Consider the following 23,808-nt stretch of genomic DNA (forward strand, 5'->3'; position numbering starts at 1 on the left):
GCCCACCTGTCACCAAGGAGATCTGAGAATGACCCAGGCCAACGCGCCCGCCAGCCCACCACGATCGACCCTCGTCGTCACCGCGCACGCCGGCGACTTCGTGTGGCGGGCGGGCGGCGCCATCGCCCTGGCCGCCTCCCGCGGGGAGAAGGTCACCATCGCGTGCCTGACCTTCGGCGAGCGCGGCGAGTCCGCCAAGGCGTGGCGCGAGGGCAGGAAGCTGGACGAGATCAAGGCGATACGCCGGGACGAGGCCGAGCGCGCCGCCGCCACCCTGGGCGCCGAGGTCCGCTTCTTCGACGCCGGCGACTACCCGCTGGTGGCCACCGCCGAGCTGACCGACCGGCTCGTCGCCGTCTACCGGGACACCCAGCCGGACGTGGTGCTCACCCACCCCACCGAGGACCCGTACAACGGCGACCACCCGGCCGCCAACCGCATGGCGCTGGAGGCCAGGGTCCTCGCCCAGGCCATCGGCTACCCGGGCGAGGGCGAGATCATCGGCGCGCCGCCGGTCTTCTACTTCGAGCCGCACCAGCCGGAGATGAGCGGCTTCAAGCCCGAGGTGCTGCTCGACATCACCGAGGTGTGGGACACCAAGCGCAAGGCCATGGAGTGCCTCGGCGCCCAGCAGCACCTGTGGGACTACTACACCGACCTCGCCGTGCGCCGGGGCGTCCAGCTCAAGCGCAACGCGGGACCGAACCTGGGCCTCGCGCACAAGACCATGGCCGAGGCGTACATGCGTCCCTACCCGCAGATCGCCAAGGAGCTGTCATGAGCGGCGTGATCGTCACCGACCCGCCGAAGGCGGAGCTGCAGGACGTCGACGCGCTGGCCGGCTTCGGCGTGGCCACGGTCGGCGAGGCGTTGGGCCGGACCGGCCTGCTGAGCCCGGAGATCCGCCCGATCCAGCAGGGCGTACGGGTCGCCGGCACCGCCGTGACCGTGCTCAGCTGGCCCGGCGACAACCTCATGATCCACGCAGCCGTCGAGCAGTGCGGCGAGGGCGACATCCTGGTCGTCACCACCACCTCCCCGTCCACCGACGGCATGTTCGGCGAGCTCTTCGCGACCGCGCTCCAGCGGCGCGGGGTGCGCGGCGTGATCACCAACGCGGGCATCCGCGACACCCAGGAGCTGCGGGACATGGGTTTCGCGGCCTGGTCGCGGGCCGTCTCCTCGCAGGGCACCGTGAAGGCCACCGGCGGTTCGGTCAACGTACCGATCGCGATCGACGGCCAGGTGATCCGTCCGGGCGACGTGATCCTCGCCGACGACGACGGTGTGGTGGTCGTCCCGCGCGAGCGCGCCCGTGCCACCGTGGCGGCGTCCGAGGCCCGCGAGGCCAAGGAGGCCCGCTCCCGCGCCGCCTTCCTCGACGGCGAACTCGGCCTGGACCGCTACGGGTTGAGGGATACCCTGAAGCGGCTCGGCGTCGAGTACAAGACGTACGACGCGTACACGGGGGAGTCGTCGTGACCTTCGTGCCCGAGGAGCTGCCCTGCCTGCTGATGCGGGGCGGCACCTCCAAGGGCGCGTACTTCCTCGCCGACGATCTCCCCGCCGAACCGGCCCTGCGCGACGAGCTGTTGCTGCGTGTCATGGGCAGTCCGGACGCCCGCCAGATCGACGGCCTGGGCGGCGCGCACCCGCTCACCAGCAAGGTGGCCGTGGTGTCGCCGTCGGCCGACCCGCACGCCGACGTCGACTACCTCTTCCTCCAGGTCGCCGTGGACCGGCCTGAGGTGAGCGACCGTCAGAACTGCGGCAACATCCTCGCCGGTGTCGGCCCGTTCGCCGTGGAGCGCGGGCTCGTCGCAGCGGGGGAGGAGGAGACCGCCGTCCGTATCCGCATGGTGAACTCCGACGACTACGCGACGGCGACCTTCCCGACGCCGGGCGGTCGCGTGGACTACACCGGCGCCGCCGAGATCTCCGGGGTGCCGGGTACGGCCGCGCCCGTGGTGATCGAGTTCCCGCCGGGCACCGGCACGCTGCTGCCCACCGGCAACGTCCGCGACGAGATCGACGGTGTGGCGGTGACCTGCGTGGACAACGGGATGCCGACGGTGCTCATCGAGGCCACCTCCGTCAAGGTCACCGGCTACGAGCTGCCCAGGGATCTGGAGGAGGACGTCGCGCTCGCCGATCGCCTGCGGACGATCCGTCTGGCGGCGGGCCGGCTGATGGGCCTCGGCGACGTCTCGGACACCACCGTGCCCAAGCTCACGCTGGTCGCCGCGCCTCGCGGCGACGGCGCGGTCACCACGCGCACCTTCATTCCTGTGCGCTGCCACCCCTCGATCGGGGTGCTCGGCGCGGCCAGCGTCGCGGCCGGCCTGCGGATCGAAGGCAGCGTGGGGGCCGAGCTGGCGAGGATCGACGCCGGCAGTGACCGAATTCGCATAGAACATCCCACGGGATTCCTGGACATCGAAAGTAGCCTCGGGTCAACCCCCGACGGTCTGCCCCGCGCCCGCCGCACCGCCGTGGTGCGTACGGCCCGGAAGATCTTCGACGGCACCGTCTTCCCCAGGTCCGCCGAGACGGCTCCCCTCTCTCCCCGCTCCCTTGGAGGTCAACGATGACTCCGCCGCTCGGCGACATCGCCCACATCGGCCATGCCCAACTCTTCACCCCGGACCTGGACGCCAGTGTCGGCTTCTTCACGGACTACCTCGGGCTCACCGTCAACGGGCAGGACGGCGACACGGTCTACCTGCGGACCTTCGACGACTACGAGCACCACAGCCTGGTGCTCACCGCCCGCGAGCAGCCCGGCCTCGGTCGGCTGGCCCTGCGCACCTCCGGCGAGGAGGCCCTCCAGCGCCGGGTCGCGGCCGTCGAGGCGGCGGGCGGCACCGGCCACTGGGTCGAGGACGAGCCCGGCCTCGGCAAGCTGTACGTCACCACCGACCCGGACGGCCACGAGCACGCCCTGTACTGGGAGAGCGAGCACTACCGGGCCCCCGACGAGCTGAAGCCGGCCCTGAAGAACCAGCCGCAGGCCAAGCCCAACCGGGGTGTGGGCGTACGGCGCCTGGACCACATCAACTTCCTCGCCGCCGACGTGCTCGCCAACTCCGAGTTCCAGCAGAACCTGCTGGGCGCCCGCCCCACCGAGCAGATCAGGCTCGACACGGGGAAGATCGCGGCGCGCTGGCTGACGTACACGAACAAGTCGTACGACGTCGTCTACACCTCGGACTGGACCGGCAGTTCCGGGCGGCTGCACCACATCGCGTTCGCGACGGACACCCGTGAGGACATCCTGCGCGCCGCCGATCTCGCGATCGACTCGGGCGTGTTCATCGAGACGGGCCCGCACAAGCACGCCATCCAGCAGACGTTCTTCCTGTACGTCTACGAGCCCGGGGGCAACCGCATCGAGCTGTGCAACCCGCTCACGCGCCTCGTCCTGGCCCCCGACTGGCCGCTGGTCACCTGGACCGAGGAAGAGCGCAAGAAGGGGCAGGCCTGGGGTCTGCGGACGATCGAGTCGTTCCACACGCACGGCACACCGCCCGTGAGCTGAGTCCGTTCTTCGGGTGCGCAGGGCGTCGGACCAGCGGGTCGACTGATTGTCGATGAGATTGTTGACAAAAGTGTTGACTCTCTTCGGGCTGATCCTTAGCGTCTTGCGCACACCGGGTCAGCCGCACGAGCCGCGCCGGCCCTCTTCACTCGTCCCCTCCAGGGAACGCCCCCTGGACGAGAGGAAAACAACGATGTCCTCCTCCCCCGTGCTGTCCGCCCGCGGCAGCAGACTGGCCCTCCTGGTCGTCGGTCTGTGCTGGCTGGCCGTGCTCTTCGACGGCCTCGACATGTTCATCTACGGCTCGGTGCTGCCGCACCTGCTGGAGACGAAGACCTTCGGCCTCACCCCGGACACGGCCGGTGACCTCGGCAGCTACGCCACCTTCGGCATGCTGATCGGCGCCCTGACGGCGGGCACCGTCGCCGACCGGATCGGGCGCAAGAAGCTGATGGTCGGCTGCGTGATCCTCTTCTCGCTCGCCTCCGGCGTGTGCGCGACGGCGGGCAGCGTCGAGGTCTTCGGCCTCGGCCGGACCCTGGCGGGCGTCGGCCTCGGCGGCCTGCTGCCCACCGCGATCAGCATGGTCTCCGACTACGCCCCGCGGGGCCGCGGCGCCATCATCATCGGCCTGCTGATGACCGCCCACCACGCCGGCGGCATCCTCTCCGCCTACGTCGCCAAGTGGCTCATCGACCCGGTCGGCTGGCGCGCCGCGTTCTGGGTGTGCGTGCTCCCGCTGCTCTTCGCCCCGGTGCTCGCCAAGCTGCTGCCCGAGTCGCTGAGCTTCCTCGTCGCCAAGGGCCGCGCCGACGAGGCCCGCGAGCTGGCCACCCGCTACGACGTCGAGCTGCCCGCCGACAAGTCCGGCAAGCAGGGCGCGGCCGACCGCTGGAACGCGCTGAAGGACCTCTTCCGCGGCGGCGAGTGGACCCAGACCCTGCTGTACTGGCTGGCCTCCTTCGGCGGTCTCCTCCTCGTCTACGGCGTCGCCACCTGGCTGCCCACCCTGATGCGCGCCGAGGGCTACGAGCTGGGCTCGGCCCTGTCCTTCGTGGTCGTCTTTAACCTCGGCGGCATCGTGGGCATGCTGGTCGCCGGGCGCGCCGCCGACCGGTTCGGCGCCCCGCGCATCTCCGCCGTCTGGTTCGCGCTGACCGCCGCCGGCGTGTTCCTGCTCAGCGTCCACATGCCGATGACCGTGACGATGATCGTCGTCTTCTTCACCGGCGTCTTCCTCAACAGCGCCCAGACGATGATCTACGCGACGGTCTCCATCCGCTCCCACGCGGACAACCGGGCCACCGCCGTCGGCTGGACCTCCGGCATGGGCCGCTTCGGCGCCGTCTTCGGCCCGTGGCTGGGCGGCCAGCTGCTCGCCTCGAACCAGGGCGACTGGGGCTTCACCGCGTTCGCGATCGCCGGCCTGTCGTCCATGGTCTTCATCGGCGTCGCCGCGCTGCGCAGCTCCCGGCAGACCCCGCGCGGCGCCGACCAGGAGCTGGTGGGCGCCCACTGAGCGAGCGCACAGGCGCACGGCTGCCACCGGGGGCAAGGACGGACGCCGGCCACCGCACGAGGTGCGGGGGCCGGTGTCCGGCTGCACGCTCGAGGTATGGGTGAGCGCTGGGAGGTCCGCCGGGCGGGCGCGACGAACGCCCCGCACCGGGTGCTGTTGATTCCGGGCGGCCTGTGCACGACCGAGTTCTACGCGGACGTCATGGCCGAGCCGGCGGTGGCGGGTCTGGCCATGGTCGCGGCGACCCAGCCGGGCTTCGGCCGCACCGAGGCGCCCGAGGACGTGTCCATGGAGCACTACGCCCGGCTGATGGCCGACTTCGCCGCCGACGCCGGGTGCGACGCGGTCGTCGGGCACAGCCTCGGCGCGAACGTGGCACTGGAGATGGCCGCGCAGGGCCTGTTCACGGGACCGCTGGTGCTGCTGTCGCCGACCTTCTCGCGGGGCGACGAGGCCAGGTTCCTGACCGTGCTGAACGCCCTGGGCCGGGTGCCCGGGGTCGGTGCCGCGGCCTGGAAGGCCATGATCACGCTGCTGCCGCGGTCCATGAAACGCGAAATGCCGCCGCACCGCGCCGAAGCGCTGGCGGCGGTCATGGGCGGCAACGACCCGGCGGCCTGTCGCCGGATCGTCCGGGGCTACTACGCGTACCTGGACCGGTATCCGTCGCTGGTACCGAGGCTGTGCGGGTCCGGGGTGCCCGCCTGGGTGGTGCGCGGCGACCGCGACGGGATCGGCCTGACGGCCGACGAGCGGCAGGGCCTCGAGGCCTGCCCGCGCGTGCGCATGGTCACGGTGCCCGACGCCGGGCACCTCCTGCTCGTCGAGCAGCCGGCCGCGGTCGCCGCGGTCATCGCGGAGGCGGCCACGGCGTCGGTGCGCTGACGGCCCGGGCCGCGCTCAGTCGTCGGAGCCCATCTGGTCCTGTGCCGACAGGTGTTCCACCGTCCGGCCGGTCTCGGTGAACGTGCGCGTCACATGGCCCGAGGAGTACACCCACAGGATCCGCAGCGGGCGGTCGCCGATGTTGCGGAACAGGTGGGGGATCGGCGACGGCACGTACGTGGTGTCGAACCGCTCCAGCTTCGTCACCTCGCCGTCCACCCACACCTCCGCCTCGCCCTCGAGGATCGTCACGTGCTCGTCGCAGTTGTGCGAGTGCAGCGGGGCCCCGGAACCGACGGGGTAGACGCTCATCCCGCTGGTGATCCGGTTCTCCCCGTTCGCCGACGCGGTGGTGACGAGCGGTGTCGTCACGACCGCGCCGCCGCGGTCGAGCAACGGGACGGACGCGGCCTTGATGATGGTGGTCATGTCGGACGACGTTAGGTCGCCGCCCGGCGAATGGGGGGCCTCCGGCGTGCAGTTTTACGTTGCGCTCCGAGGTGGGTGAGCTTCTCGGACACGGCTGTACCTTCACCTGGCACCGCACGGATTCACGACCCGTGCCCGTAATGCGCCGGAAAGAAAAGGCAGGTATCGGCCGGATGAGGCTCCCCGTTCTCAACGAAGAGGAAATGGATGCGCGGCAGCAGGAGCTGGCCGCGCGGATCGCCGGCCGCCGTGGCGCGGTGCGCGGTCCCTTCCGGGTCTGGCTGCACAGCCCGGAGATGTGCGAACGGGCCGAGTCGCTCGGCGCGTTCGCCCGCTTCGACTGCTCGCTGCCCACACACCTGCGCGAGCTGACGCTGCTGATGGCCGCCCGCAACTGGGACGCCCAGTACTCCTGGAACGCCCATGTGCACCAGGCGGTCGAGGCCGGCATCCCGGAGGCCGCCGTGAAGGCGATCGCCGAGAAGCGCGAGGCGGTCTTCGACAACGAGGCGGACCAGGTCTTCTACCGGTTCTGCCGGGAGATCCTCGACGAGCACTTCGTCACCGACGCCACCTTCGCGGCGGCACTGGAGCACTTCGGCTCCAAGGGCCTGGTGGACACCATCGGCGCGCTCGGCAACTTCACCATGCTCGGCATGTGCCTGAACACCTTCCAGGTGGACCTCCAGGCCGACAAGGAGCCCCCCTTCCCGGACATCCGCGGCTACGGACGTGTGGCCCCCGAGGGCGACCGGCCGTGACCGCCGTACTGCGCGCCCGGGGCGTCACCAAGAGCTTCGGCGGGGCGGCCGCGCTGAAGGGCGTCGACCTCGACCTGTACCCCGGCGAGGTGCACGCCCTGATGGGCATGAACGGCGCCGGCAAGTCGACCCTCGTGCAGGTGCTGTCCGGCGTCCACCAGGCCGACGCCGGCACGATCGAGGTCGACGGGCAGGAGCAGCACGGGCTGAGTGTGCGCAGGGCGCGCAGGCTGGGCATCTCCTCGGTGCCGCAGCGCCGCGAGCTGGCGATGGGCCTCAGCGTCGCCGAGAACATCCTGCTCGGCGACCTGCCCACACGAGGGCGCGCCGTGCGGTGGAAGGCGGTCCGGGAGGAGGCCCGCGCGGCCCTCGCCGCCCTGGGCATCGCCATCGACGTGGAGCGCGCCGCCGGTTCGCTCACCGTCGCCGAGCAGACCATGGTGGAGGTGGCCCGCGAGGTCCGGCGCGGCGGCCGGGTCCTGATCCTGGACGAGCCGACCGCGTGTCTGAGCGCCAAGGACGCCCACCGGATCCGCGCCCTGGTGCGCACCCTGCGCGACGAGGGCGTCGCCGTCGTCTACATCTCGCACTACATCGACGAGGTCATGGCAGTCGCCGACCGCCTCACGGTGCTGCGGGACGGAGCCGTCGTGACGAGCGCGCCCGCCGCCGAGCTGGACGACGCGGGACTGGTGCGCGCCATGGTCGGCCGGGACGTCGTCTCCACCCGACCCGAACGCCCCGCGCCGAAGGACGAAGTCGGCCTCGCGGTAAGGGGGTTGAGTCAGGGCCGGGCCATCCGGGACTTCACCGTCGAGGTACGCAGGGGCGAGATCGTCGCCGTCCTCGGGCCCGCCGGGGACGCCCAGTCCCGGCTGTTCGACCTGCTGTCCGGACGGCAGCGCCCGGAGAGCGGCGACCTGCACGTCGACGGCCGCGCCGTGCCCTTCGGCCGGGTCCCGGCCTCGCTCGCCAGCGGTCTGCGCTGTGTCACCGGCGACCGCCGCTCCCTGGGCCTGGTCCCCGGTATGTCGCTGGACGAGAACCTGATGCTCGCCGACGACCGGTTCGCGCGCCGCCGACTGCACCGACGCGGTCAACTGGCCCGCCGGGCGGCCCCGTTGCGCCACAGCTACGGAGTCAGAGCCTTGGCCGGGAACCCGCCGGTCAGCGCACTGTCGGGCGGCAACCAGCAGAAGGTGCTGCTCGGGAAGTGGCTGGAGACCTCACCGGCCGCGTGCTTCCTGGAGGACCCCACCAACGGCGTGGACATCGCGGCCATGGCCGACATCCACACCCTCCTCGACGACCTCGCCTCCCGGGGAGTGGCGGTACTGCTCGCCTCCTCCTCCGCCGAGGAGGTCATGCGGCTCGCCGACCGGGTCGTCGTCGTGAGCGCCGGCCGCACGGTCGCCGAACACGACATCACCGCCATCACCCGCGACGAACTCGTCGCCACGGCCCTCGGAGGACAACCGCAGTGAGCGTCAAGACACTTACCGATGCCGCAGGCGTGTCCGACCCGCCCGAGGCGCCCAAGTCCCGTCTCGCCCTGGGCAAGGTGCGCGATCTGCCGCACGCCGGTCTGATCGCCGTGCTCGTCCTCGTCGTGGTGTTCACCGCCGCGCAGAGCGAGACGTTCGCCACCGACCGCAACATCGTCAACATCCTCAGCCAGGTCAGCGTCAACGCCGTACTCGCCGCGGGGCTCACCCTGTTGATGACCGCGGGCGGCATGGACTTCTCCATGGGCAGCAACGTCGCCGTCACGGCCGCCGTGTCGGCGAAACTGCTCGCCGACGGCCAGCCCACCGGCTACGCCGTCGTCGTCGCACTGCTGCTCGGCACCGCCATCGGACTCGTCAACGGGCTGGTGGTGACCTTCACCAACGTGGCACCGTTCGTCGTGACGCTGGCCTCGGCCACCCTGCTCGACGGCGTCGCGCTGCTGGTCCACGACGGCTCCACCATCTCCATCGGCACCCGGATGTTCGCCCTCGGCAACGACAAGGTGCTGGGGGTGCCGTATCTGCTGATCGTCGCCGTCCTGGTGTTGATCGCGACGGCGCTCGTCATGCGGTTCACGGTGTTCGGCCGGGACGCCTTCGCCATCGGCGGCAACGAGCACGTGGCCCGCCTCAGCGGCATCGACGTCACCGCCCGCAAGCTCACCCTGTACGGCCTCACCGGCACCCTCTCCGGACTCGCCGGCCTGATGCTGCTGTCCCGCCTCGGCTCCTCCAGCCCCGGCGGCACCGCCGGCCTCTCGCTCCAGCTGGCCGTGGTCGCCGCGGTGGTCATCGGCGGCACCTCGCTGGCCGGCGGGCACGGCACCGTCATCGGCACCGCTCTCGGCCTGGTGCTGCTCGGCGTGGTGGCCAACGCACTGAACCTCCTGGACTTCTCCAGCAACTACCAGCCGGTCTCCGTCGGCGCCGTGCTGCTCGTCGCGGCCATCGCCAACGAGATGCACAAGGCCCGCTCGGGCTCGGCGCGTCACTGACCTTCCCGCTCGTTCATGCCTCGTCCTGAAAGGCGTTTCCCATGAGACTCTCCGCCCGTTCGCGCAGGGCACTGTTCGCCACCCTCACCGGCTCCACCCTGGTGCTGACCGGCTGCGGCAACGGCGACAGCGGCAGTGGCAGTACCGACAGCGTCTCCCTCGGCTTCGTCAACGGTGGCGACACCAACTTCCACAGCTGTCTGCAGAAAGCCGTCGAGGGCCAGGCGAAGACCGCGGGAGCGAAGGTCTACACGGCCAACTCCCACCAGAACGCCGGGACCGAGCTGTCCAACATCGAGGACATGATCTCCCGTGACGTGAGCGCGCTGATCGTGCAGACGGTCAACGTCGACGCGCTCAAGGGCGACATCGCCAAGGCGAAGGCCTCGGGCATACCGATCTATCTGACCTCCGTGTCCACCGGCGACGCCGACGACATCCTCGGCGCGGCCGTCGTCGACCTCAAGAAGGTCGGCAGCCTCGACGCGGGCTGGATCGCCCAGGACGCGGGCACGAAGCCGGTCCAGGTCGGCATCGTGGCCGGGGCTCCGGGTGCGGCCTCGGACCTGCTGGTGGGCGGCTTCAAGGCCGCTCTCCCGGCCACGGCCGAGGTCGTCGCCAACCAGCCGGGCATGTTCAATCCCGCGAAGGCCCAGGACGTGGCGGAGAACATGATCCAGGCCAATCCCGACCTGGACTACGCGTTCGTCGCCAACGAGGAGATGGCCTTCGCCGTGCGCAAGGCGTTCGACGCCGCCGGCGCGAAGGACGTCAAGATCGTCACCGTGAACGGGACCGACGAGGGCCTGGCCGCCGTCAAGAACGGCGAGTTCTCGGCCACTGTCGCGAACTCGGCGAAGACGATCGGCGAGACGGCCGTGAAGAACGCCGTCGGGCTCCTTGGCGAGGAAAAGGTTGACAAGATTGCCAACATTCCTCTTCTGTTGGTCACCGAGGACAACCTGAGCGAGGCACCCCAGTACTGCCCGAAGTGAGGGCCCCACCGGGAAGCGGTGCCTGTCGGCGCCCGGTTGTCCCGAGCCGCAGGAATGCTCCCGTTCTCGACGCCGCGGGCGGGAGCCGCAATCGGAGGAAACATGGACCGCTTGCTGCTGATGCACAGTTTCGTCACTGTCGCTCAGGCCGGAAGCTTCAACGGGGCCGCCAAGAAACTGGGCTCCTCCGGGTCACTGGTGTCACGGCACGTGGCCGAGCTGGAACGTCAGGTGGGGGTCCGCCTGGTCAACCGCACCGCCCGCTCGGTGAGCCTCACCGAGCCGGGGCTGAGGTACGCGGAATTCGCCGCCCGCATCCTCGAAGAGATCGACGCGCAGGACGCGGCACTCGCCGACTCGCACGACCGGGCCGAAGGCACCCTCAGCATCATCTGCCCGAAATGGATAGGCAGCCTGGACCTGGGCGACGCCATCGCCGCATTTTCCGCGGCCCATCCGAAGATTCAGGTTCGCTTCGAACTCGGCGGCATGTCCGACCGCACCTACGATTTCCTGGACAGCGGATTCGACGTCGCTTTCCATACCCGCGACCTCCGCGATTCCAGCGTCCGTCTGAAGAAGATCTCCTCCCTGCCGTTCGTGCTGTGCGGCTCGGCGGACTACATCGAACGCCAGGGCGGTCTCGCGCATCCCAACGACATCGCGGGCCACGACTGCCTGGTGCACGTCAACGACCCGGTCTGGCGCATCGGCCACGGCCACGCCAGCACCCTGCACAAGATCCGCAACATCGCCTTCTCGTCCAACTCCTACCTGGCCCTCCAGAAGGCCGCCGTGCACGGCCGGGGCATCGCCCTGCTCCCGCAGCGCCCGGCCTACGACGACCTCGTCTCCGGCGCCCTCCAGGTACTGCTGCCGGAACTCGCCGTACCCGACCGCCCGCTGTACGCCATCTACGGCCCCGGACAGGACACCCCGCGCAAGATCAGCGTGTTCCTGGACTTTCTCTCCGAATGGTTCTCGCAGAACCCGATTCCCGCGATCCGGTAGCCCTGACGGCAGGCGCAACCAAGAGTTGCGCATTTGGTAGAGCCGGGGCCATTGAGGCCTCGGCCACCCCAAACCTACGCTCACCAGGCGACCCGGAAACGAGGAATCCATGGGAATCCAGAGAATCGAATCGGTCACCTACGGCATCGACGACCTGGACGAATGCGTCCGGTTCTTCGAGGACTTCGGCCTGTTCCTGCTGGAGCGGACCGAAGAACACGCCGTGTTCGAGACCCGCACCGGGCAGACCCTTCACCTCGACACCGCCCCGAGCCCCCTGCTGCCCCCGCCGGTGGAGGACGGACCGACCCTGCGCGAGGTCGTCTGGGGCGTCGACACCCCGGAGGAGCTCGCCCGCCTGGCCGCGGCCGCCGGCCGCCGGCGCGCGGTGCGCGAGAGCGCCGACGGCGTCTTCCACACCGTCGACCTCAGCGGCTTCGGCGTGGGCCTCGCCCTCGCCCGGCCCAGACCGGTCACCGTCGCCGCCCGTCCCGCCAACGCGACGGGCGGCGTCCACCGGTGGAACACCGCACTGGAGCCGCTCACGCGCGCGTACCCGCTGCGCATGTGTCACGTGGCGCTGAACATCGCCAAGGCGGGCAAGGACGAGGCCGTCGCCTTCTACACCGACGTCCTCGGCTTCCGGCCGACCGACATCGTGGAGCCGATGGGCGTCTTCATGCAGGCCCCGGGCGACGACGACCAGCACACCATGCTGCTGTGCCACCGCCCGGACCGGGTCGGCGTCAACCACGTCGCCTACGAGGTGCCCGGCTTCGACGACGTCGTAGAAGGCGGCAACCACATGATCGAGAAGGGCTGGCGGGAGGCCCGCCGGCTCGGCCGCCACACCGTCGGCTCCAACGTCTTCCGCTTCCTGCACGCCCCGTGCGGGGGCCGCGTCGAGTACGCCGCCGACATGGACCGCGTCGACGACACCTACGAGACCCGCGTCCACGAGACCACCCCGCCGCATCACATCTGGGCGCTGCGCACGAACCGCGACCAGGACGCCACCACCGCCTCCTGAGCCGCTTCAGCCTCATCGACTCTCCAGCCTGAGAGGGCACCCACCCATGACCACCGACCACGGCTACCCCGCCGTCCGCCTCCACATCGCGGGCGAGTGGTGCCAGGGCGGCACCGGACGTACCGCCCCGATCGTGAACCCGGCCACCGAGGAGGTGATCGGGGAAGTACCCCTGGCCGACCCCGCCGACCTCGACCGCGCGCTCGAAGCCGCCGCGGCCGGCTTCAAGGTGTGGCGCGCGACGCCCGTGGCCGAGCGCACCGAGATCCTGCACGCCGCCGCCGGCCTGCTCACCGAGCGCGCCGCCGAGGTCGGGCGGATCATGACCCTGGAGCAGGGCAAACCGCTCGCGGAGGCGACCGGCGAGGCCCGCCGGGTGGCCGGCACCCTGCGCTGGCACGCCGACGACGCCCGCCGCGCCTACGGCCGGATCATCCCGGCCGAGCCCGGCACGGTACTGACCGTCCGCCGTGAGCCGATCGGCCCGGTCGCCGCCTTCGTGCCGTGGAACTTCCCGGCGGGCGGCCCGATGCGCAAGATCTCCGCCGCGCTCGCCGCCGGCTGCTCGATCGTCCTCAAGGCCTCCGAGGAGACCCCGGCGACCGCCATGGAACTGGCGCGCTGCTTCACCGACGCGGGGCTCCCGGCCGGTGTGCTGAACCTCGTCTTCGGTGAGCCCGCCGAGGTCTCCGCCCACCTGATCGCCTCACCGCTGGTCCGGCTGGTCGCCTTCACCGGCTCGGTGCCGGTCGGAAAGCTGCTGGCCGCGCAGGCCGGCCAGGTCATGAAGCCGTCGCTGATGGAACTCGGCGGTCATGCCCCGGTGATCGTCTGCGCGGACGCCGACCCGGTGCGGGCCGCCCGCAAGGCCGCCCGGGCGAAGTTCGTCAACGCCGGCCAGGTCTGCACCTCGCCGAGTCGCTTCCTCGTCCACGAGAGCCTCGTGGCGGAGTTCACCGCCGAGTTCGTGAAGGCCGCCGAGGCGGTGGTCGTCGGTGACGGCCTCGAGCCCGGCACCACCATGGGCCCGCTGGCCAACGAACGCCGGCTGAAGTCCCTGGAGCGGCTCACCGCCGACGCGGTCGCGCGCGGCGCCAAGGTCCTCACCGGCGGCGAACGGCCCGACCGGCCCGGATACTTCTTCGCGCCGACCGTCCTGACCGACGTACCCGAGGACGCGGAACTGCTGCACGAGGAGCCGTTCGGGCCGATCGCGCCGATCGTGCCGTTCAGCGACCTCGACGAGGCCCTCGACATCGCGAACGCGCTGCCGTACGGCCTCGCCGCCTACGGCTTCACCGACTCCGCCGCGACCGCCGAGAAGCTGTCCGCCGAGCTGGAGGCCGGGATCCTCTCCCTCAACCACTGCGGCGGCTCCGTCCACGAGGCGCCCTCCGGCGGCGTCAAGGACAGCGGATACGGCCGGGAGGGCGGGCCCGAGGCACTGGACGCCTACCTGGTCACCAAGCGCGTCTCGCACCAGCTGGCGCCATGAGGTACGCGCGACTCTCGGTCGACGGACGGGCGCGGTGGGGCCGCGTGGGGGAGACGGACGTCGAGCTGCTGTCCGGCTCCCCCCTGGAAGGCGATCCCGAAGTCGTCGGGACCGTCCGGCGCGACACGGCCGACTGGCTGCCGCCCGTCGTCCCGCCCGTGTTCTACGCGGTCGGACTGAACTACCCCCGGCACATCGAGCACGCGGCCCGGCTCGGCAATCCGGCCGCCGTCCTGCCGGACCGTCCGGAGGTCGGCTACCGCGCCAACAACGCGCTCACCGGGCACCGTTCACCGATCGTGAAGCCCGCGGAGGTCGAGGGGCGGTTCGAGGCCGAGCCCGAACTCGTCGCCGTCATCGGCCGCACGATCCGGCGCGCCTCCTACGAGGAGGCCCGCACGGCGGTCTTCGGCTGGACCATCGGCAACGACGTCAGTGCCCGCACCTGGCAGCACCGGGACCGCACCTTCTGGCGCAGCAAGAACAGCGACACCTTCAAGCCGATGGGGCCGTGGATCGAGACCGACGTCGACGCCCTGGCACAGACGACCACCCTGCGGGTCGACGGCGTGGAGCGGGCCTCGTTCCCCACCGGCGACATGGTCTTCGACCCCTTCGACTTCATCGTCGAGATCACCCGGCACATCACCATGCGGCCCGGGGACGTGCTGTGGATGGGCGCCGAGTCGACCTGCGGGATCGAGCCCGGGGACACCGTGGAGGTCGAGATCAGCGGCATCGGTGTGCTGTCCAACCCCGTTCACCTCGAAGGGAACCATCAGTCATGAGCGCGGAACCCCGCTACATCCACCACGTCAACTTCCCCACCACCGACTCCGACCGCACCGCCGAGTGGTACACGAAGGTCTTCGGCATGAAGCGGATCATGCCCAAGTCCAACACCCGGGTCGTCCTCATGACCCGCGGCAACTTCGACCTCCACTTCACCCCCGTCGAGGAGATGGAGCGCATGGCGCCCTATCACTTCGCCGTCGAGGTCGACGACTGGGACGACTTCCTCGCCCACCTCGACGAGCTGGGCATCCGGCACACCCGGACCATCGAGCGCCCCGAGAACCAGTCGAAGTTCTGCTACATCCACGACCCCGACCACACCATGATCGAGATCGTTCACCACGCCAAGCGCCGCGACTGAGCGCCCCCGCTGAGGAGTTACATCCCATGCCTCTCGCCGACTCCGACGGCACCTCCCTCTACTACGAGCGCCACGGCAGCGGTCCGGCGATCCTGTTCGTGCACGGCAGCGGCGGCCACCACGCCGCCTGGTGGCAGCAGGTCGCCGCCCTGCGCGACGAGTTCACCGTCGTCACCGTCGACCTGCGCGGCTTCGGCAGGTCGGACTCGTCCATGCCCGAGTTCGACGGCCAGGACTTCCCCGGTGACGTCGTCGCCGTCCTCGACCAGGAGGACCTGACCGACGTCATGCTGGTCGGCCAGTCCATCGGCTCCGTCGCCGCCCTGCGCGCCGGCCTGCTGCGCCCCGAACGCGTCTCCTGCGTCGTCCTCGGCCACTCCCTCGGCGGCATCAGCCACCCGGAGCTCAAGGAGCTGGCCGCCGCCGACCGCGCCGAGGCGGTCAAACTCCCCGTCATCGACAGGCTGTTGACCAAGCCCTTCCAGCGGGACCGCGCCGACCTCACCTTCCTGTTCCAGCAGATGGGCACCTTCAACGTCGCCAGGATGCAGGACCTGCGCAACCTCGACACCAACGGCCCCTCCCTGGAGGAGATCGAGGCCTCGGGCGTCAAGGTCGCCTTCCTCGCGGGCGAGAAGGACGCCGTGCTGAGCGTCAAGACGGTGACCCGGGCCCACGAACTGCTCGCCGGATCGCACCTGGAGATCGTCCCGGGCGCCCCGCACTCCATGTACTGGGAGACGCCCCAGGCCTACAACGAGGCCGTCGCCCGTCTGCGCCGCACCCTCACCGCACCGAAGGAAGCCGTATGAGCAGCCTGACCCTGGCCGCCGCCGAGGAGATCATCGAGGCCGCCACCCAGCGGGCCCGGGCCGTGGGCAAGGCGGTGAGCGTCGCCGTCGTGGACGCCGGCGGCTTCCCCATCGCCATCCGCCGCCCGGACGGGGCCCGCCCCCTCACCCCGGACATCGCCCGCGCCAAGGCGTACACCGCGGCCGTCATGCAGCGGCCCGGCAAGATGCTGAGGAAGTGGCAGGAGAGCCAGCCCGTCTTCTTCGCCCAGCTCTCCCAACTGCCGGGCGCGGCAATGCCGATCATGGCCACCGAGGGCAGCGTCACCATCAAGAAGGACGGTGAGATCATCGGCGGCCTCGGCATCGCCGGCGGCACCGCGGACGAGGACCAGACCATCGCCGACGAGGTGCTCGCCTCCCTCGGCTACGAGCTGGAGTTCGCCGCCTGGGGCGTCGCGGGCGGCCCGGCCGGGCCCGGAAAGGACGCGTGACCCATGGCGGACACGTTCAACTACCGCATCGACCACCACGGCAGCCTGGTGCGTCCCGCCGAGCTGGTCGCCGCCCGTGCGGCCGGCGACCCGGAGGCCCGGGCGGCCGCCGAACGCAAGGCGGTCGAGGAGGCGGTCGTCTTCCAGCGCAGGCTCCGCTCTACCGTCGTCACCGACGGCGACTTCCCCCGCGAGGACTTCCGCGGAGCCGTCCTCGACGCCGTGACCGGGTTCCGCCGCACCGACGAGGCCGGTGCGGACGGACTGGTCGGCTGGGTCGCCGAGTCCCTGCCCAAGGCGAACGGCCCGCTGCTCGCCGACGTGGCCGACCGGCTCACCGCGCTGACGGTGATCGCGCCGAAGGTGTCCCTGCCCTCCCCGGCCTACCTCGCCGCGACCACCTACCGCCCCGGCCTCGGGGTGTCCTCCGCACGCGAACTGGGCGAGGCCCTCGCGGAGATCATCCAGGCCGAGATCGAGCTGCTGGTGGCGAAGGGCGTACGCCTGGTCCAGCTCAACAACCCTCTCTTGCTGGGCCAGTTGGCGACGGACCCGGCCGACCCGGGCGCGCTGTCCTTCGAGGACGCCCTCGCCGTCGAGGCCCTCGCGGTACGGCTGGAGACGCGTCCCGAGGGCGTACGGATCGGGGTCGCCCCCGGCTTCGCCGCCCCCGGGGCCGTGGACCGGGCGCGTGCCGAGCGGCTGTACGGCGCGGTACCGGCCGACCGCTGGATCCTGCCCTTCGACCAGGGCACCGACGCCGAGCTGGACCTCGTCCGGGCGCTGCCGGAGGACCGGGACGTCTGCCTGGGCGTGGTCGACGCGACCGTGCCCGAACTCGAGGCCATCGACACGGTGATGGCCCGCATCGACGCCGCCGGCGAGTTCAAGGACCTCGAGGACGCGGCGGTGTCGCCGTCCCGGGGCTTCGCCGACGTGGCGAGCCGGCCGCTGCTGACCACGGAGGAGCAGCGCAGGAAGCTCGTGCTGGTGGAGACGGTCGCCCGCTACGTGTGGGGCAACGAGTTCTGACAGCAGCGGACAAGGGCCGGGCAACTCACGGGAGTTGCCCGGCCCGGGGCGTACACGACCTAGCCCTGCAGCGCCTCGGCGAAGGTGACCGTCCGGTCCGTCAGCAGCGGCCACACGGTGGCCACGATCAGCTTCTGGAAGTGCTCGGCCGCCTTGTGCGCCTCGAACCCGGCCCGGTCGGCGTACCGCTCGTACAACAGGAATCCACCGGGCTGCCCCTCGACCGCGTGCACCTCGTACCCCTCGTTCGCCGGCTCGGCACGGGTGTGCTCGCGCACCTGGAGGAGCGCGGCGCGCACGGCGCTCTCGTCGGCGGGGGCGCAGCGGTAGTGGGCGACGACGGCGTAGGGCATGTCCGGTTCTCCTCGGTGGGTCGGCGGAGACCGCTGTCAGGCCTCCGGCCTGCCGATTCCAGCATGGATCAGGTCTGCGACCACCCGCGCGCGGCGCAATCAATGCCTGCTGCCACAGGGCTGGCGGCACCGCCCTGACGTGGTGTGTCGTCACAGTCCGCACCCTGGCCGACAAAGGAAGTGACCCGAGATGCGTACCCTGGAAACCCTCGTGGGCGGGGAGTGGGTGGCGAGCGCCGAATGGATCGACGTCCTCGACCCCGCCGACGTCCGTACCCCCGTCGCCCGCGTTCCGGCCCTCACGGCCAAGGACGTCACCCGCGCCTTCGACCACGCCGAGCGCGGGTTCGCGCTCTGGAAGCGCACCAGCCCCTTCGAGCGGGCCAGGATCTTCACCGACGCGGCCCGGCTGATCCGCGAACGGGTCGAGGAGATCGCCGCCGACGTGACGGCGGAGAACGGCAAGACCCTGACCGAGGCGACCGGCGAGACCCTCAAGTCCGCCGACTTCCTGGAGTACTACGCCGGTCTCGCCCGCCAGGGCTACGGCACCCTCCTGCACGACGTACGGCCGAACCACCGCACCCACACCCAGCGCGAGCCGATCGGCGTGATCCTGGTGATCAGCCCCTGGAACGACCCGCTGATCACGCCCGCCCGCAAGCTCGCCCCGCTGCTCGCGACCGGCAACGCGGCCGTGTTCAAGCCGGCCACCGAGACCCCGGTCTCCGGCCTGCACTTCGCCCGCGCCCTGCACGACGCCGGCCTGCCGGCGGGCGTGCTGAACGTGGTGACCGGCCGGACCGCCGAGATCGAGGAGGCCCTCCTCGACGACCCGCGGATCGTCGGCATCACCTTCACCGGCTCCAACACCGTCGGAAACCGTATCCGTCGCCGTCTCGCCGACCGCAACGTGCGTTTCCAGGGCGAGTTGGGCGGCAAGAATGCCTCGGTGGTGTTGAAGGACGCCGATCTGCCCGCCGCCGCGAAGGCCGTCGTGGCGGCTTCGTTCGGGCAGGCGGGCCAGCGGTGCACCGCCACCAGCCGGGTCGTCGTCGAGCGGGCGGTGTACGAGGAGTTCACCCGACTGCTGGTCGCCGAGGTCGAGGAGCTGAAGGTCGGCCCGGGCAGCGACCCGGCGACCACCCTGTGCCCGTTGTCCAGTCCCAGGCAGCGCGACAGCGTCCTCGCCGACCTGGCCGGTGCGGTCGAGCAGGGCGCCACCGTCCTCACCGGCGGCCACGCGGACACCGACGGCGAGCGAGCCCACGGCTGCTACGTGCAGCCGACCGTGCTCGGGGACGTCACCCCGGAGGCGGCGATCTGGCGTGAGGAGGTCTTCGGGCCGGTCCTCGTCCTGCGCGCGGTCGACGGCTTCGACGAGGCCGTCGAGGCGGTCAACGACTCCGGCTTCGGCCTCGCCGCCGCCGTCTTCACCCGCGACCTGACCTGCGCCCACCGTTTCGCCGACGAGGCCGAGTGCGGACAGGTCGCGGTCAACTCCACCACCACCGGCTGGGACGTCCACCTGCCCTTCGGCGGGTTCCACGACTCGGGCACGGCCTACAAGGAGCAGGGAGAGGAAGTCCTGCGCTTCTCCACGCGGGTCAAGACGGTCGCCGTGCACTTCGGCGGCTGACGATCGTGAGCAGCGACTACAGAGAGAGGAGGTGCCGATGGCTGACGAGACGATCGGCATCGTCGGCGCCGGGATCGTGGGTCTGGCCACGGCCCGCGAGATCGCCCTGAGCAGGCCCGGCACCCGGGTCGTGGTCTTCGAGAAGGAGCGGGAGGTCGCGCTCCACCAGACCGGCCACAACTCGGGCGTCGTGCACGCCGGCATCTACTACACGCCAGGCAGCCTCAAGGCCGAGCTGACGGTACGGGGCGTGGCACTGCTCCGCGCGTACTGCGAGGACCGCGAGCTGCCGTACCGCGAGATCGGCAAACTGGTCGTGGCGGTCCGCGAGGACGAGCTCGGTCGGATGAACGCCCTGTACGACCGGGCCAGGAACAACCATGTGCCCGATCTGCGGAAGGTCTCCCGCGAGGAGATCCGGGAGATCGAGCCGAACGCCGGCGGTGTCGCGGCCCTGTACTCCCCGCGCACCGCGATCACCGACTACCCGGCGATCGCCCGCGCCTTCGCCGAGGACGTGGCCGGCTCCGGGGGAGAGGTGCGGACGGGCTTCCCGGTCACCTCCCTCACCGAGGTGCCCGGCGGCATCGAGGTGGCCTCCGGACCGCGGCGCGAGCGGGTGGACCGGCTGATCCTGTGCGCGGGCCTGCACTCCGACACCGTGGCCGGCCTCGCGCAGGACCGGCGGGAGCCGCGGATCGTCCCGTTCCGGGGCGAGTACATGCTGCTCAGGCCGGAGAAGACGGACCTGGTGCGGGGCCTGATCTACCCGGTGCCGGACCCCCGTTACCCGTTCCTCGGCGTCCACTTCACGCCCCGCGTCGACGGCTCGGTGGAGGTCGGCCCCAACGCGGTCCTGGCCCTGGCCAGGGAGGGGTACACCCGCACCCGGATCTCGCCGAAGGACCTGCTCGGCCTCGCCGCCTACCCCGGCGTCTGGAAGATGGCGGCACAGCACTGGCGCACCGGCGTCAAGGAGTACCGCGGGTCGTTCTCGGCGGCGGCCTTCATGAAGGACGCCAAGCTGTACGTTCCCGCGGTCGGCGTCCAGGACGTCGTACGCGGCGGCGCGGGTGTGCGCGCCCAGGCCCTGGACCGGGACGGCACCCTCGTGGACGACTTCCGTATCCATCGGGTGGGCCGGGTCACCGCCGTCCGCAACGCGCCCTCGCCGGCCGCGACGGCCTCCATGGCGATCGCCGAGCACATCGTCGAAGCCGCTTTCGACCGCGCTCCCGGCAACAGCTGAGAAACAGGCCGGGAAACAGGCCGCCGACGCTGGCTGAGGAGCAGGCCGAGAAACCGGTTGTGCAACAGGCCGCCGCAACAGGCGGAGAAACCGGTTGCGCAACCGGCCGGGAAGCCTGCTGCGCAACCGGTTGCGCAACCGGCGCGGAAACCGCTTTCGACGACCGCTCGCGCAACCTGAAAGTGCCCTGCGAACAGCGCACTTTCACGCAACAACAGCTTGCGCTCCCAGAGGCTCCGCAAGGCCGTTGCGGCCCCCTAGCGTTCCCTCCGCAACGCCTCACCACGTGCCCCACCGAGAGAAAGAAGTACGGGACATGTTCGTCGTCGACACGCAGATCCACATCTGGCTGGAAGAGACCCCGGACCGCCCCTGGGTCCCGGGCGCCCGGGAGCGGATCCGCCTCAACGGCCACCGCGAGGACCCCTTCTCCTACGAGGAGGCCCTCGAGCTGATGGACGAGGCCGGCGTGAACCGCGCCCTGATCCTGCCGCCGTCCTGGGAGGGCGACCGCATCGACTACGCCCTGGAGGCCTGCGAGGCGCACCCGGACCGCTTCGGCATCATGGCCCGCATCCCGCAGAACAAGCCCGAAGAGGGCAAGGCCATGCTGAAGGACTTCGCGCAGAACCCGCACATCAAGGGCACGCGACTGACCTTCCACCGGCCGCAGGACCGCAACTGGATGATCGACGGCACCAACGACTGGTACTGGCCCGTCGCCGCGGAGCTCGGCATCCCCACCATGGTGCACGCCCCGATCTGGAAGCGTGAGCTCGGCGAGATCGCCGCCAAGCACCCTGAGCTGAAGATCATCATCGACCACATGGGCATCATGGCCCGCTGTGTCGACGACGCGATCGGATACTGGGTCGCGGAGACCGCGGACCTCGCGGCCCACCCGAACATCTACGTCAAGGTGTCCGCGCTGCCCGGCTACTCGACGCAGCCGTTCCCGAACAACAACATCCAGAAGTACGTGCGCGAGATGGTCGACAAGATGGGCCCGCAGCGCTGCTTCTACGGCACCGACATCACCCGCCTGCTGGGCCACGGCATCACCTACACCGACACCATCGAGCAGTTCACCAAGCACTGGGACTTCACGCCCGAGGAGCTGGAGTGGATCATGGGCCGCGGTATCTCCGAGGTCCTGAACTGGCCGATCGAGGGCTGAGGAACCACGCGAGATGACCGACACCACCACCGCACCGGGCACCGACGGCGGAGACGCGCTCGTCACCGCCTTCAACGCCGTCGGCGCCGACTACCTGTTCTGCTCCTCCGGGTCCGAGTGGGCCCCGGTATGGGAGTCCCTCGCCCGGCGCCACCGGGACGGACTGCCCTGCCCGCGGTACCTGGACCTGACCCACGAGACCGTCGCCGTGGGCATGGCCACCGGCTACGGCCTGGTCAGCCGCCGGCCGCAGGGCGTGCTGCTGCACGCGGCCCCCGGCCTGCTCCAGGGCTCGATGGCCGTCCACGGGGCGCTGCTCGCCGGCGTCCCGATGGTCGTCAGCTCCTCGGAGTCGACCACCTACGGTGACGGCCCGGGGCAGGACCCGGGCGGCCAGTGGTACCGGAACCTGTCCATCGTGGGCGGCCCGCACGGCGTCGCGACTCCGTTCACCAAGTGGTCCACCGAGGCCGCCAGTGTCCACACGCTGCCCACCATGGTCACGCGGGCGGCCGAGCTGGCCTGGCGGGCCCCGGCCGGCCCGGCGTACCTGAACATCCCGCTGGAGATCCTGCTGGACGACTGGGACGGCCGCGAGGCCAAGCCCATCGTGCCGCCGGGCTGCACGCACAGCTCGCCCGAGGAGGTCGACCCGGTCGCCCAGCTGATCCGCGAGGCGAGGAACCCGGTGATCGTCACCGAGACCGCCGGCCGTGAGGCGGGCGGCTTCGAGGCCCTCGTCGCCTTCGCCGAGGCCTGGAGCATCCCGGTCGTCGAACCGGACTCCGCGGTGTGCGGCAACTTCCCGCGCACCCACCCGCTGCACGCCGGCAGCGACATCGGCCCGTGGATGGACGAGGCGGACCTCATCCTCCTCGTGAACTGCCGTGCCCCGTTCTACCCGCCGTCGCGCCGCCCCACGAAGGCACAGGTCGTCGTCATCGACGAGGTGCCACAACGTCCGCACGTCGTCTACCAGGTCCTGTTCGCGGACAAGTACCTGGAGGGCAACGTCGCCAACACGCTGCGCCAGCTCGCCAAGCGGGCGAAAGGTCTCGACGAGGCCGCCGTCGCCGTACGGCGCACCGCGCAGGACGAGCGGCACGCCGCCGAGCAGGCCGCCGTCGCCGACGCCGAGACCAGGGCCAAGACGCAGCGGCAGACCGAGGGCGTCGACCCGGTGCTGGTCGCCGCCACGCTGCGCGAGCTGCTCGACGGCGCGGACGGCATCGTCGTCGACGAGACCATCACCCACAGCCGCGTCGTCAAGCGGCACCTGCGCACGGCCGACCCCGACTCGTACTTCTACGTGCAGGGCGGCCTCGGCCAGGGCATCGCGGTCGCGCTCGGCGTCAAACTCGCCGCCGGGGAACGGCCGGTGGTCCTCACCATCGGCGACGGCGCGTTCACCTACAACCCGGTCGTCCCGTCGTACGACGCGAGCAAGGCGTACGAACTCCCCCTGCTCATCGTGGTGTTCAACAACCGCGTCTACAAGTCGATGAACCTCAACCACCGCAGGTTCTACCCCGACGGAGCGGCCGCCGAGACCGGTGAATGGCTCGGCACCGACCTGCACCGCCTGCCCCGACTGGCCCAGTTCGCCGAGCCGTTCGGCATGCACACCGAGACCGTCGACACCTCACAGGCGCTCGGGCCCGCCCTCGAGCGCGCCCTCAAGGCCGTGGCGGAGGGCACCACCGCCGTCGTCGACGTCCTCGTCACCCGCTGAACCAGGAGGCACCGCCACC

At 70.9% G+C, this 23,808-nt stretch carries 24 protein-coding genes; 22 read left to right on the forward strand and 2 right to left on the reverse strand.

What is annotated here, in order from left to right:
* Positions 1–28 precede the first annotated feature (28 nt).
* The 6 genes from OG736_RS36800 (at position 29) to OG736_RS36825 (ending at position 5,942) form a co-directional block, all read left to right on the forward strand.
* On the forward strand, positions 29–781 hold the full coding sequence (locus OG736_RS36800) for a PIG-L deacetylase family protein (RefSeq protein WP_020127396.1): 753 nt from the start codon (positions 29–31) through the stop codon (positions 779–781).
* Complete coding sequence (locus tag OG736_RS36805; protein WP_327186260.1) at positions 778–1,482, forward strand: 4-carboxy-4-hydroxy-2-oxoadipate aldolase/oxaloacetate decarboxylase; 705 nt, start codon at positions 778–780, stop codon at positions 1,480–1,482. Before OG736_RS36800 ends, OG736_RS36805 begins: the two co-directional genes overlap by 4 nt.
* Positions 1,479–2,591: a 4-oxalomesaconate tautomerase gene (locus tag OG736_RS36810; RefSeq protein ID WP_327186261.1), complete on the forward strand. Its 1,113-nt coding sequence runs from the start codon at positions 1,479–1,481 to the stop codon at positions 2,589–2,591. Before OG736_RS36805 ends, OG736_RS36810 begins: the two co-directional genes overlap by 4 nt.
* Positions 2,588–3,538, forward strand: coding sequence for a catechol 2,3-dioxygenase (locus tag OG736_RS36815; protein ID WP_327186262.1), 951 nt, complete (start codon positions 2,588–2,590; stop codon positions 3,536–3,538). The genes OG736_RS36810 and OG736_RS36815 overlap by 4 nt, the downstream gene beginning before the upstream one ends.
* 193 nt (positions 3,539–3,731) lie before the next feature.
* A complete protein-coding gene (locus OG736_RS36820; RefSeq protein WP_327186263.1) occupies positions 3,732–5,057 on the forward strand; it encodes an MFS transporter in 1,326 nt (441 codons plus the stop codon).
* 96 nt (positions 5,058–5,153) lie between these two features.
* Entirely contained in the window at positions 5,154–5,942 is a 789-nt protein-coding gene (locus OG736_RS36825; RefSeq protein WP_327186264.1) for an alpha/beta fold hydrolase, read from the forward strand.
* A gap of 15 nt (positions 5,943–5,957) precedes the next feature.
* On the opposite strand, the gene OG736_RS36830 is transcribed toward OG736_RS36825, so the two are convergent.
* Positions 5,958–6,371, reverse strand: a complete 414-nt coding sequence (locus tag OG736_RS36830) for a cupin domain-containing protein (RefSeq protein ID WP_267023361.1) — start codon at positions 6,369–6,371, stop codon at positions 5,958–5,960.
* 203 nt (positions 6,372–6,574) lie between these two features.
* On the opposite strand from OG736_RS36830, the gene OG736_RS36835 reads away from it, so the two are divergent.
* The 12 genes from OG736_RS36835 (at position 6,575) to OG736_RS36890 (ending at position 17,639) form a co-directional block, all read left to right on the forward strand.
* Positions 6,575–7,132, forward strand: a complete 558-nt coding sequence (locus tag OG736_RS36835) for a carboxymuconolactone decarboxylase family protein (protein ID WP_327187813.1) — start codon at positions 6,575–6,577, stop codon at positions 7,130–7,132.
* Entirely contained in the window at positions 7,129–8,616 is a 1,488-nt protein-coding gene (locus OG736_RS36840; protein WP_327186265.1) for a sugar ABC transporter ATP-binding protein, read from the forward strand. Before OG736_RS36835 ends, OG736_RS36840 begins: the two co-directional genes overlap by 4 nt.
* Complete coding sequence (locus OG736_RS36845) at positions 8,613–9,635, forward strand: ABC transporter permease (RefSeq protein WP_327186266.1); 1,023 nt, start codon at positions 8,613–8,615, stop codon at positions 9,633–9,635. The genes OG736_RS36840 and OG736_RS36845 overlap by 4 nt, the downstream gene beginning before the upstream one ends.
* 41 nt (positions 9,636–9,676) lie before the next feature.
* Positions 9,677–10,630, forward strand: a complete 954-nt coding sequence (locus tag OG736_RS36850; protein WP_327186267.1) for a sugar ABC transporter substrate-binding protein — start codon at positions 9,677–9,679, stop codon at positions 10,628–10,630.
* A 102-nt stretch (positions 10,631–10,732) separates the two neighbouring features.
* Positions 10,733–11,641: a LysR family transcriptional regulator gene (locus tag OG736_RS36855; protein WP_327186268.1), complete on the forward strand. Its 909-nt coding sequence runs from the start codon at positions 10,733–10,735 to the stop codon at positions 11,639–11,641.
* 109 nt (positions 11,642–11,750) lie between these two features.
* Positions 11,751–12,671 (forward strand): VOC family protein, encoded by a 921-nt coding sequence (locus OG736_RS36860; RefSeq protein ID WP_327186269.1) that lies wholly within the window; start codon positions 11,751–11,753, stop codon positions 12,669–12,671.
* A 46-nt stretch (positions 12,672–12,717) separates the two neighbouring features.
* Positions 12,718–14,166, forward strand: coding sequence for an NAD-dependent succinate-semialdehyde dehydrogenase (locus OG736_RS36865; protein WP_327186270.1), 1,449 nt, complete (start codon positions 12,718–12,720; stop codon positions 14,164–14,166).
* Positions 14,163–14,954 (forward strand): fumarylacetoacetate hydrolase family protein, encoded by a 792-nt coding sequence (locus OG736_RS36870; protein WP_327186271.1) that lies wholly within the window; start codon positions 14,163–14,165, stop codon positions 14,952–14,954. Before OG736_RS36865 ends, OG736_RS36870 begins: the two co-directional genes overlap by 4 nt.
* Complete coding sequence (locus OG736_RS36875) at positions 14,951–15,322, forward strand: VOC family protein (RefSeq protein ID WP_054241285.1); 372 nt, start codon at positions 14,951–14,953, stop codon at positions 15,320–15,322. Before OG736_RS36870 ends, OG736_RS36875 begins: the two co-directional genes overlap by 4 nt.
* A gap of 26 nt (positions 15,323–15,348) precedes the next feature.
* Positions 15,349–16,134 (forward strand): alpha/beta fold hydrolase, encoded by a 786-nt coding sequence (locus OG736_RS36880; protein WP_327186272.1) that lies wholly within the window; start codon positions 15,349–15,351, stop codon positions 16,132–16,134.
* Positions 16,131–16,607 (forward strand): GlcG/HbpS family heme-binding protein, encoded by a 477-nt coding sequence (locus tag OG736_RS36885; RefSeq protein ID WP_327186273.1) that lies wholly within the window; start codon positions 16,131–16,133, stop codon positions 16,605–16,607. Before OG736_RS36880 ends, OG736_RS36885 begins: the two co-directional genes overlap by 4 nt.
* 3 nt (positions 16,608–16,610) lie before the next feature.
* The gene (locus OG736_RS36890; protein ID WP_327186274.1) at positions 16,611–17,639 is read left to right on the forward strand and encodes a methionine synthase II (cobalamin-independent)-like protein; all 1,029 of its coding nucleotides are present in this window, start codon (positions 16,611–16,613) and stop codon (positions 17,637–17,639) included.
* Between the two features lie 59 nt (positions 17,640–17,698).
* Here the strand turns inward: OG736_RS36890 and OG736_RS36895 are convergent, their stop codons facing one another.
* Entirely contained in the window at positions 17,699–17,992 is a 294-nt protein-coding gene (locus OG736_RS36895; RefSeq protein WP_327186275.1) for a putative quinol monooxygenase, read from the reverse strand.
* A gap of 190 nt (positions 17,993–18,182) precedes the next feature.
* Between OG736_RS36895 and OG736_RS36900 the strand changes: the two genes are divergently transcribed.
* The 4 genes from OG736_RS36900 to OG736_RS36915 all read left to right on the forward strand — a co-directional run bounded on the left by OG736_RS36900 (position 18,183) and on the right by OG736_RS36915 (position 23,789).
* Positions 18,183–19,631, forward strand: a complete 1,449-nt coding sequence (locus tag OG736_RS36900) for an aldehyde dehydrogenase family protein (RefSeq protein WP_327186276.1) — start codon at positions 18,183–18,185, stop codon at positions 19,629–19,631.
* 37 nt (positions 19,632–19,668) lie between these two features.
* Entirely contained in the window at positions 19,669–20,880 is a 1,212-nt protein-coding gene (gene lhgO, locus OG736_RS36905) for an L-2-hydroxyglutarate dehydrogenase (RefSeq protein ID WP_327186277.1), read from the forward strand.
* A gap of 316 nt (positions 20,881–21,196) precedes the next feature.
* A complete protein-coding gene (locus OG736_RS36910) occupies positions 21,197–22,057 on the forward strand; it encodes an amidohydrolase family protein (protein WP_054241279.1) in 861 nt (286 codons plus the stop codon).
* 13 nt (positions 22,058–22,070) lie between these two features.
* Positions 22,071–23,789, forward strand: a complete 1,719-nt coding sequence (locus OG736_RS36915) for a thiamine pyrophosphate-dependent enzyme (RefSeq protein ID WP_327186278.1) — start codon at positions 22,071–22,073, stop codon at positions 23,787–23,789.
* Positions 23,790–23,808 lie beyond the last annotated feature (19 nt).

Origin of the sequence: Streptomyces sp. NBC_01334 (genome assembly GCF_035983595.1) — a bacterium.
GTDB lineage: Bacteria > Actinomycetota > Actinomycetes > Streptomycetales > Streptomycetaceae > Streptomyces > Streptomyces coriariae.

Coding starts and splice junctions, on each gene's coding strand:
- OG736_RS36800 (WP_020127396.1), top strand. CDS start 29: ATGACCCAGGCCAACGCGCCCGCCAGCCCACCACGATCGACCCTCGTC.
- OG736_RS36805 (WP_327186260.1), top strand. CDS start 778: ATGAGCGGCGTGATCGTCACCGACCCGCCGAAGGCGGAGCTGCAGGAC.
- OG736_RS36815 (WP_327186262.1), top strand. CDS start 2,588: ATGACTCCGCCGCTCGGCGACATCGCCCACATCGGCCATGCCCAACTC.
- OG736_RS36820 (WP_327186263.1), top strand. CDS start 3,732: ATGTCCTCCTCCCCCGTGCTGTCCGCCCGCGGCAGCAGACTGGCCCTC.
- OG736_RS36825 (WP_327186264.1), top strand. CDS start 5,154: ATGGGTGAGCGCTGGGAGGTCCGCCGGGCGGGCGCGACGAACGCCCCG.
- OG736_RS36830 (WP_267023361.1), bottom strand. CDS start 6,371: ATGACCACCATCATCAAGGCCGCGTCCGTCCCGTTGCTCGACCGCGGC.
- OG736_RS36835 (WP_327187813.1), top strand. CDS start 6,575: ATGGATGCGCGGCAGCAGGAGCTGGCCGCGCGGATCGCCGGCCGCCGT.
- OG736_RS36850 (WP_327186267.1), top strand. CDS start 9,677: ATGAGACTCTCCGCCCGTTCGCGCAGGGCACTGTTCGCCACCCTCACC.
- OG736_RS36855 (WP_327186268.1), top strand. CDS start 10,733: ATGGACCGCTTGCTGCTGATGCACAGTTTCGTCACTGTCGCTCAGGCC.
- OG736_RS36860 (WP_327186269.1), top strand. CDS start 11,751: ATGGGAATCCAGAGAATCGAATCGGTCACCTACGGCATCGACGACCTG.
- OG736_RS36865 (WP_327186270.1), top strand. CDS start 12,718: ATGACCACCGACCACGGCTACCCCGCCGTCCGCCTCCACATCGCGGGC.
- OG736_RS36870 (WP_327186271.1), top strand. CDS start 14,163: ATGAGGTACGCGCGACTCTCGGTCGACGGACGGGCGCGGTGGGGCCGC.
- OG736_RS36875 (WP_054241285.1), top strand. CDS start 14,951: ATGAGCGCGGAACCCCGCTACATCCACCACGTCAACTTCCCCACCACC.
- OG736_RS36880 (WP_327186272.1), top strand. CDS start 15,349: ATGCCTCTCGCCGACTCCGACGGCACCTCCCTCTACTACGAGCGCCAC.
- OG736_RS36885 (WP_327186273.1), top strand. CDS start 16,131: ATGAGCAGCCTGACCCTGGCCGCCGCCGAGGAGATCATCGAGGCCGCC.
- OG736_RS36890 (WP_327186274.1), top strand. CDS start 16,611: ATGGCGGACACGTTCAACTACCGCATCGACCACCACGGCAGCCTGGTG.
- OG736_RS36895 (WP_327186275.1), bottom strand. CDS start 17,992: ATGCCCTACGCCGTCGTCGCCCACTACCGCTGCGCCCCCGCCGACGAG.
- OG736_RS36900 (WP_327186276.1), top strand. CDS start 18,183: ATGCGTACCCTGGAAACCCTCGTGGGCGGGGAGTGGGTGGCGAGCGCC.
- lhgO (WP_327186277.1), top strand. CDS start 19,669: ATGGCTGACGAGACGATCGGCATCGTCGGCGCCGGGATCGTGGGTCTG.
- OG736_RS36910 (WP_054241279.1), top strand. CDS start 21,197: ATGTTCGTCGTCGACACGCAGATCCACATCTGGCTGGAAGAGACCCCG.
- OG736_RS36915 (WP_327186278.1), top strand. CDS start 22,071: ATGACCGACACCACCACCGCACCGGGCACCGACGGCGGAGACGCGCTC.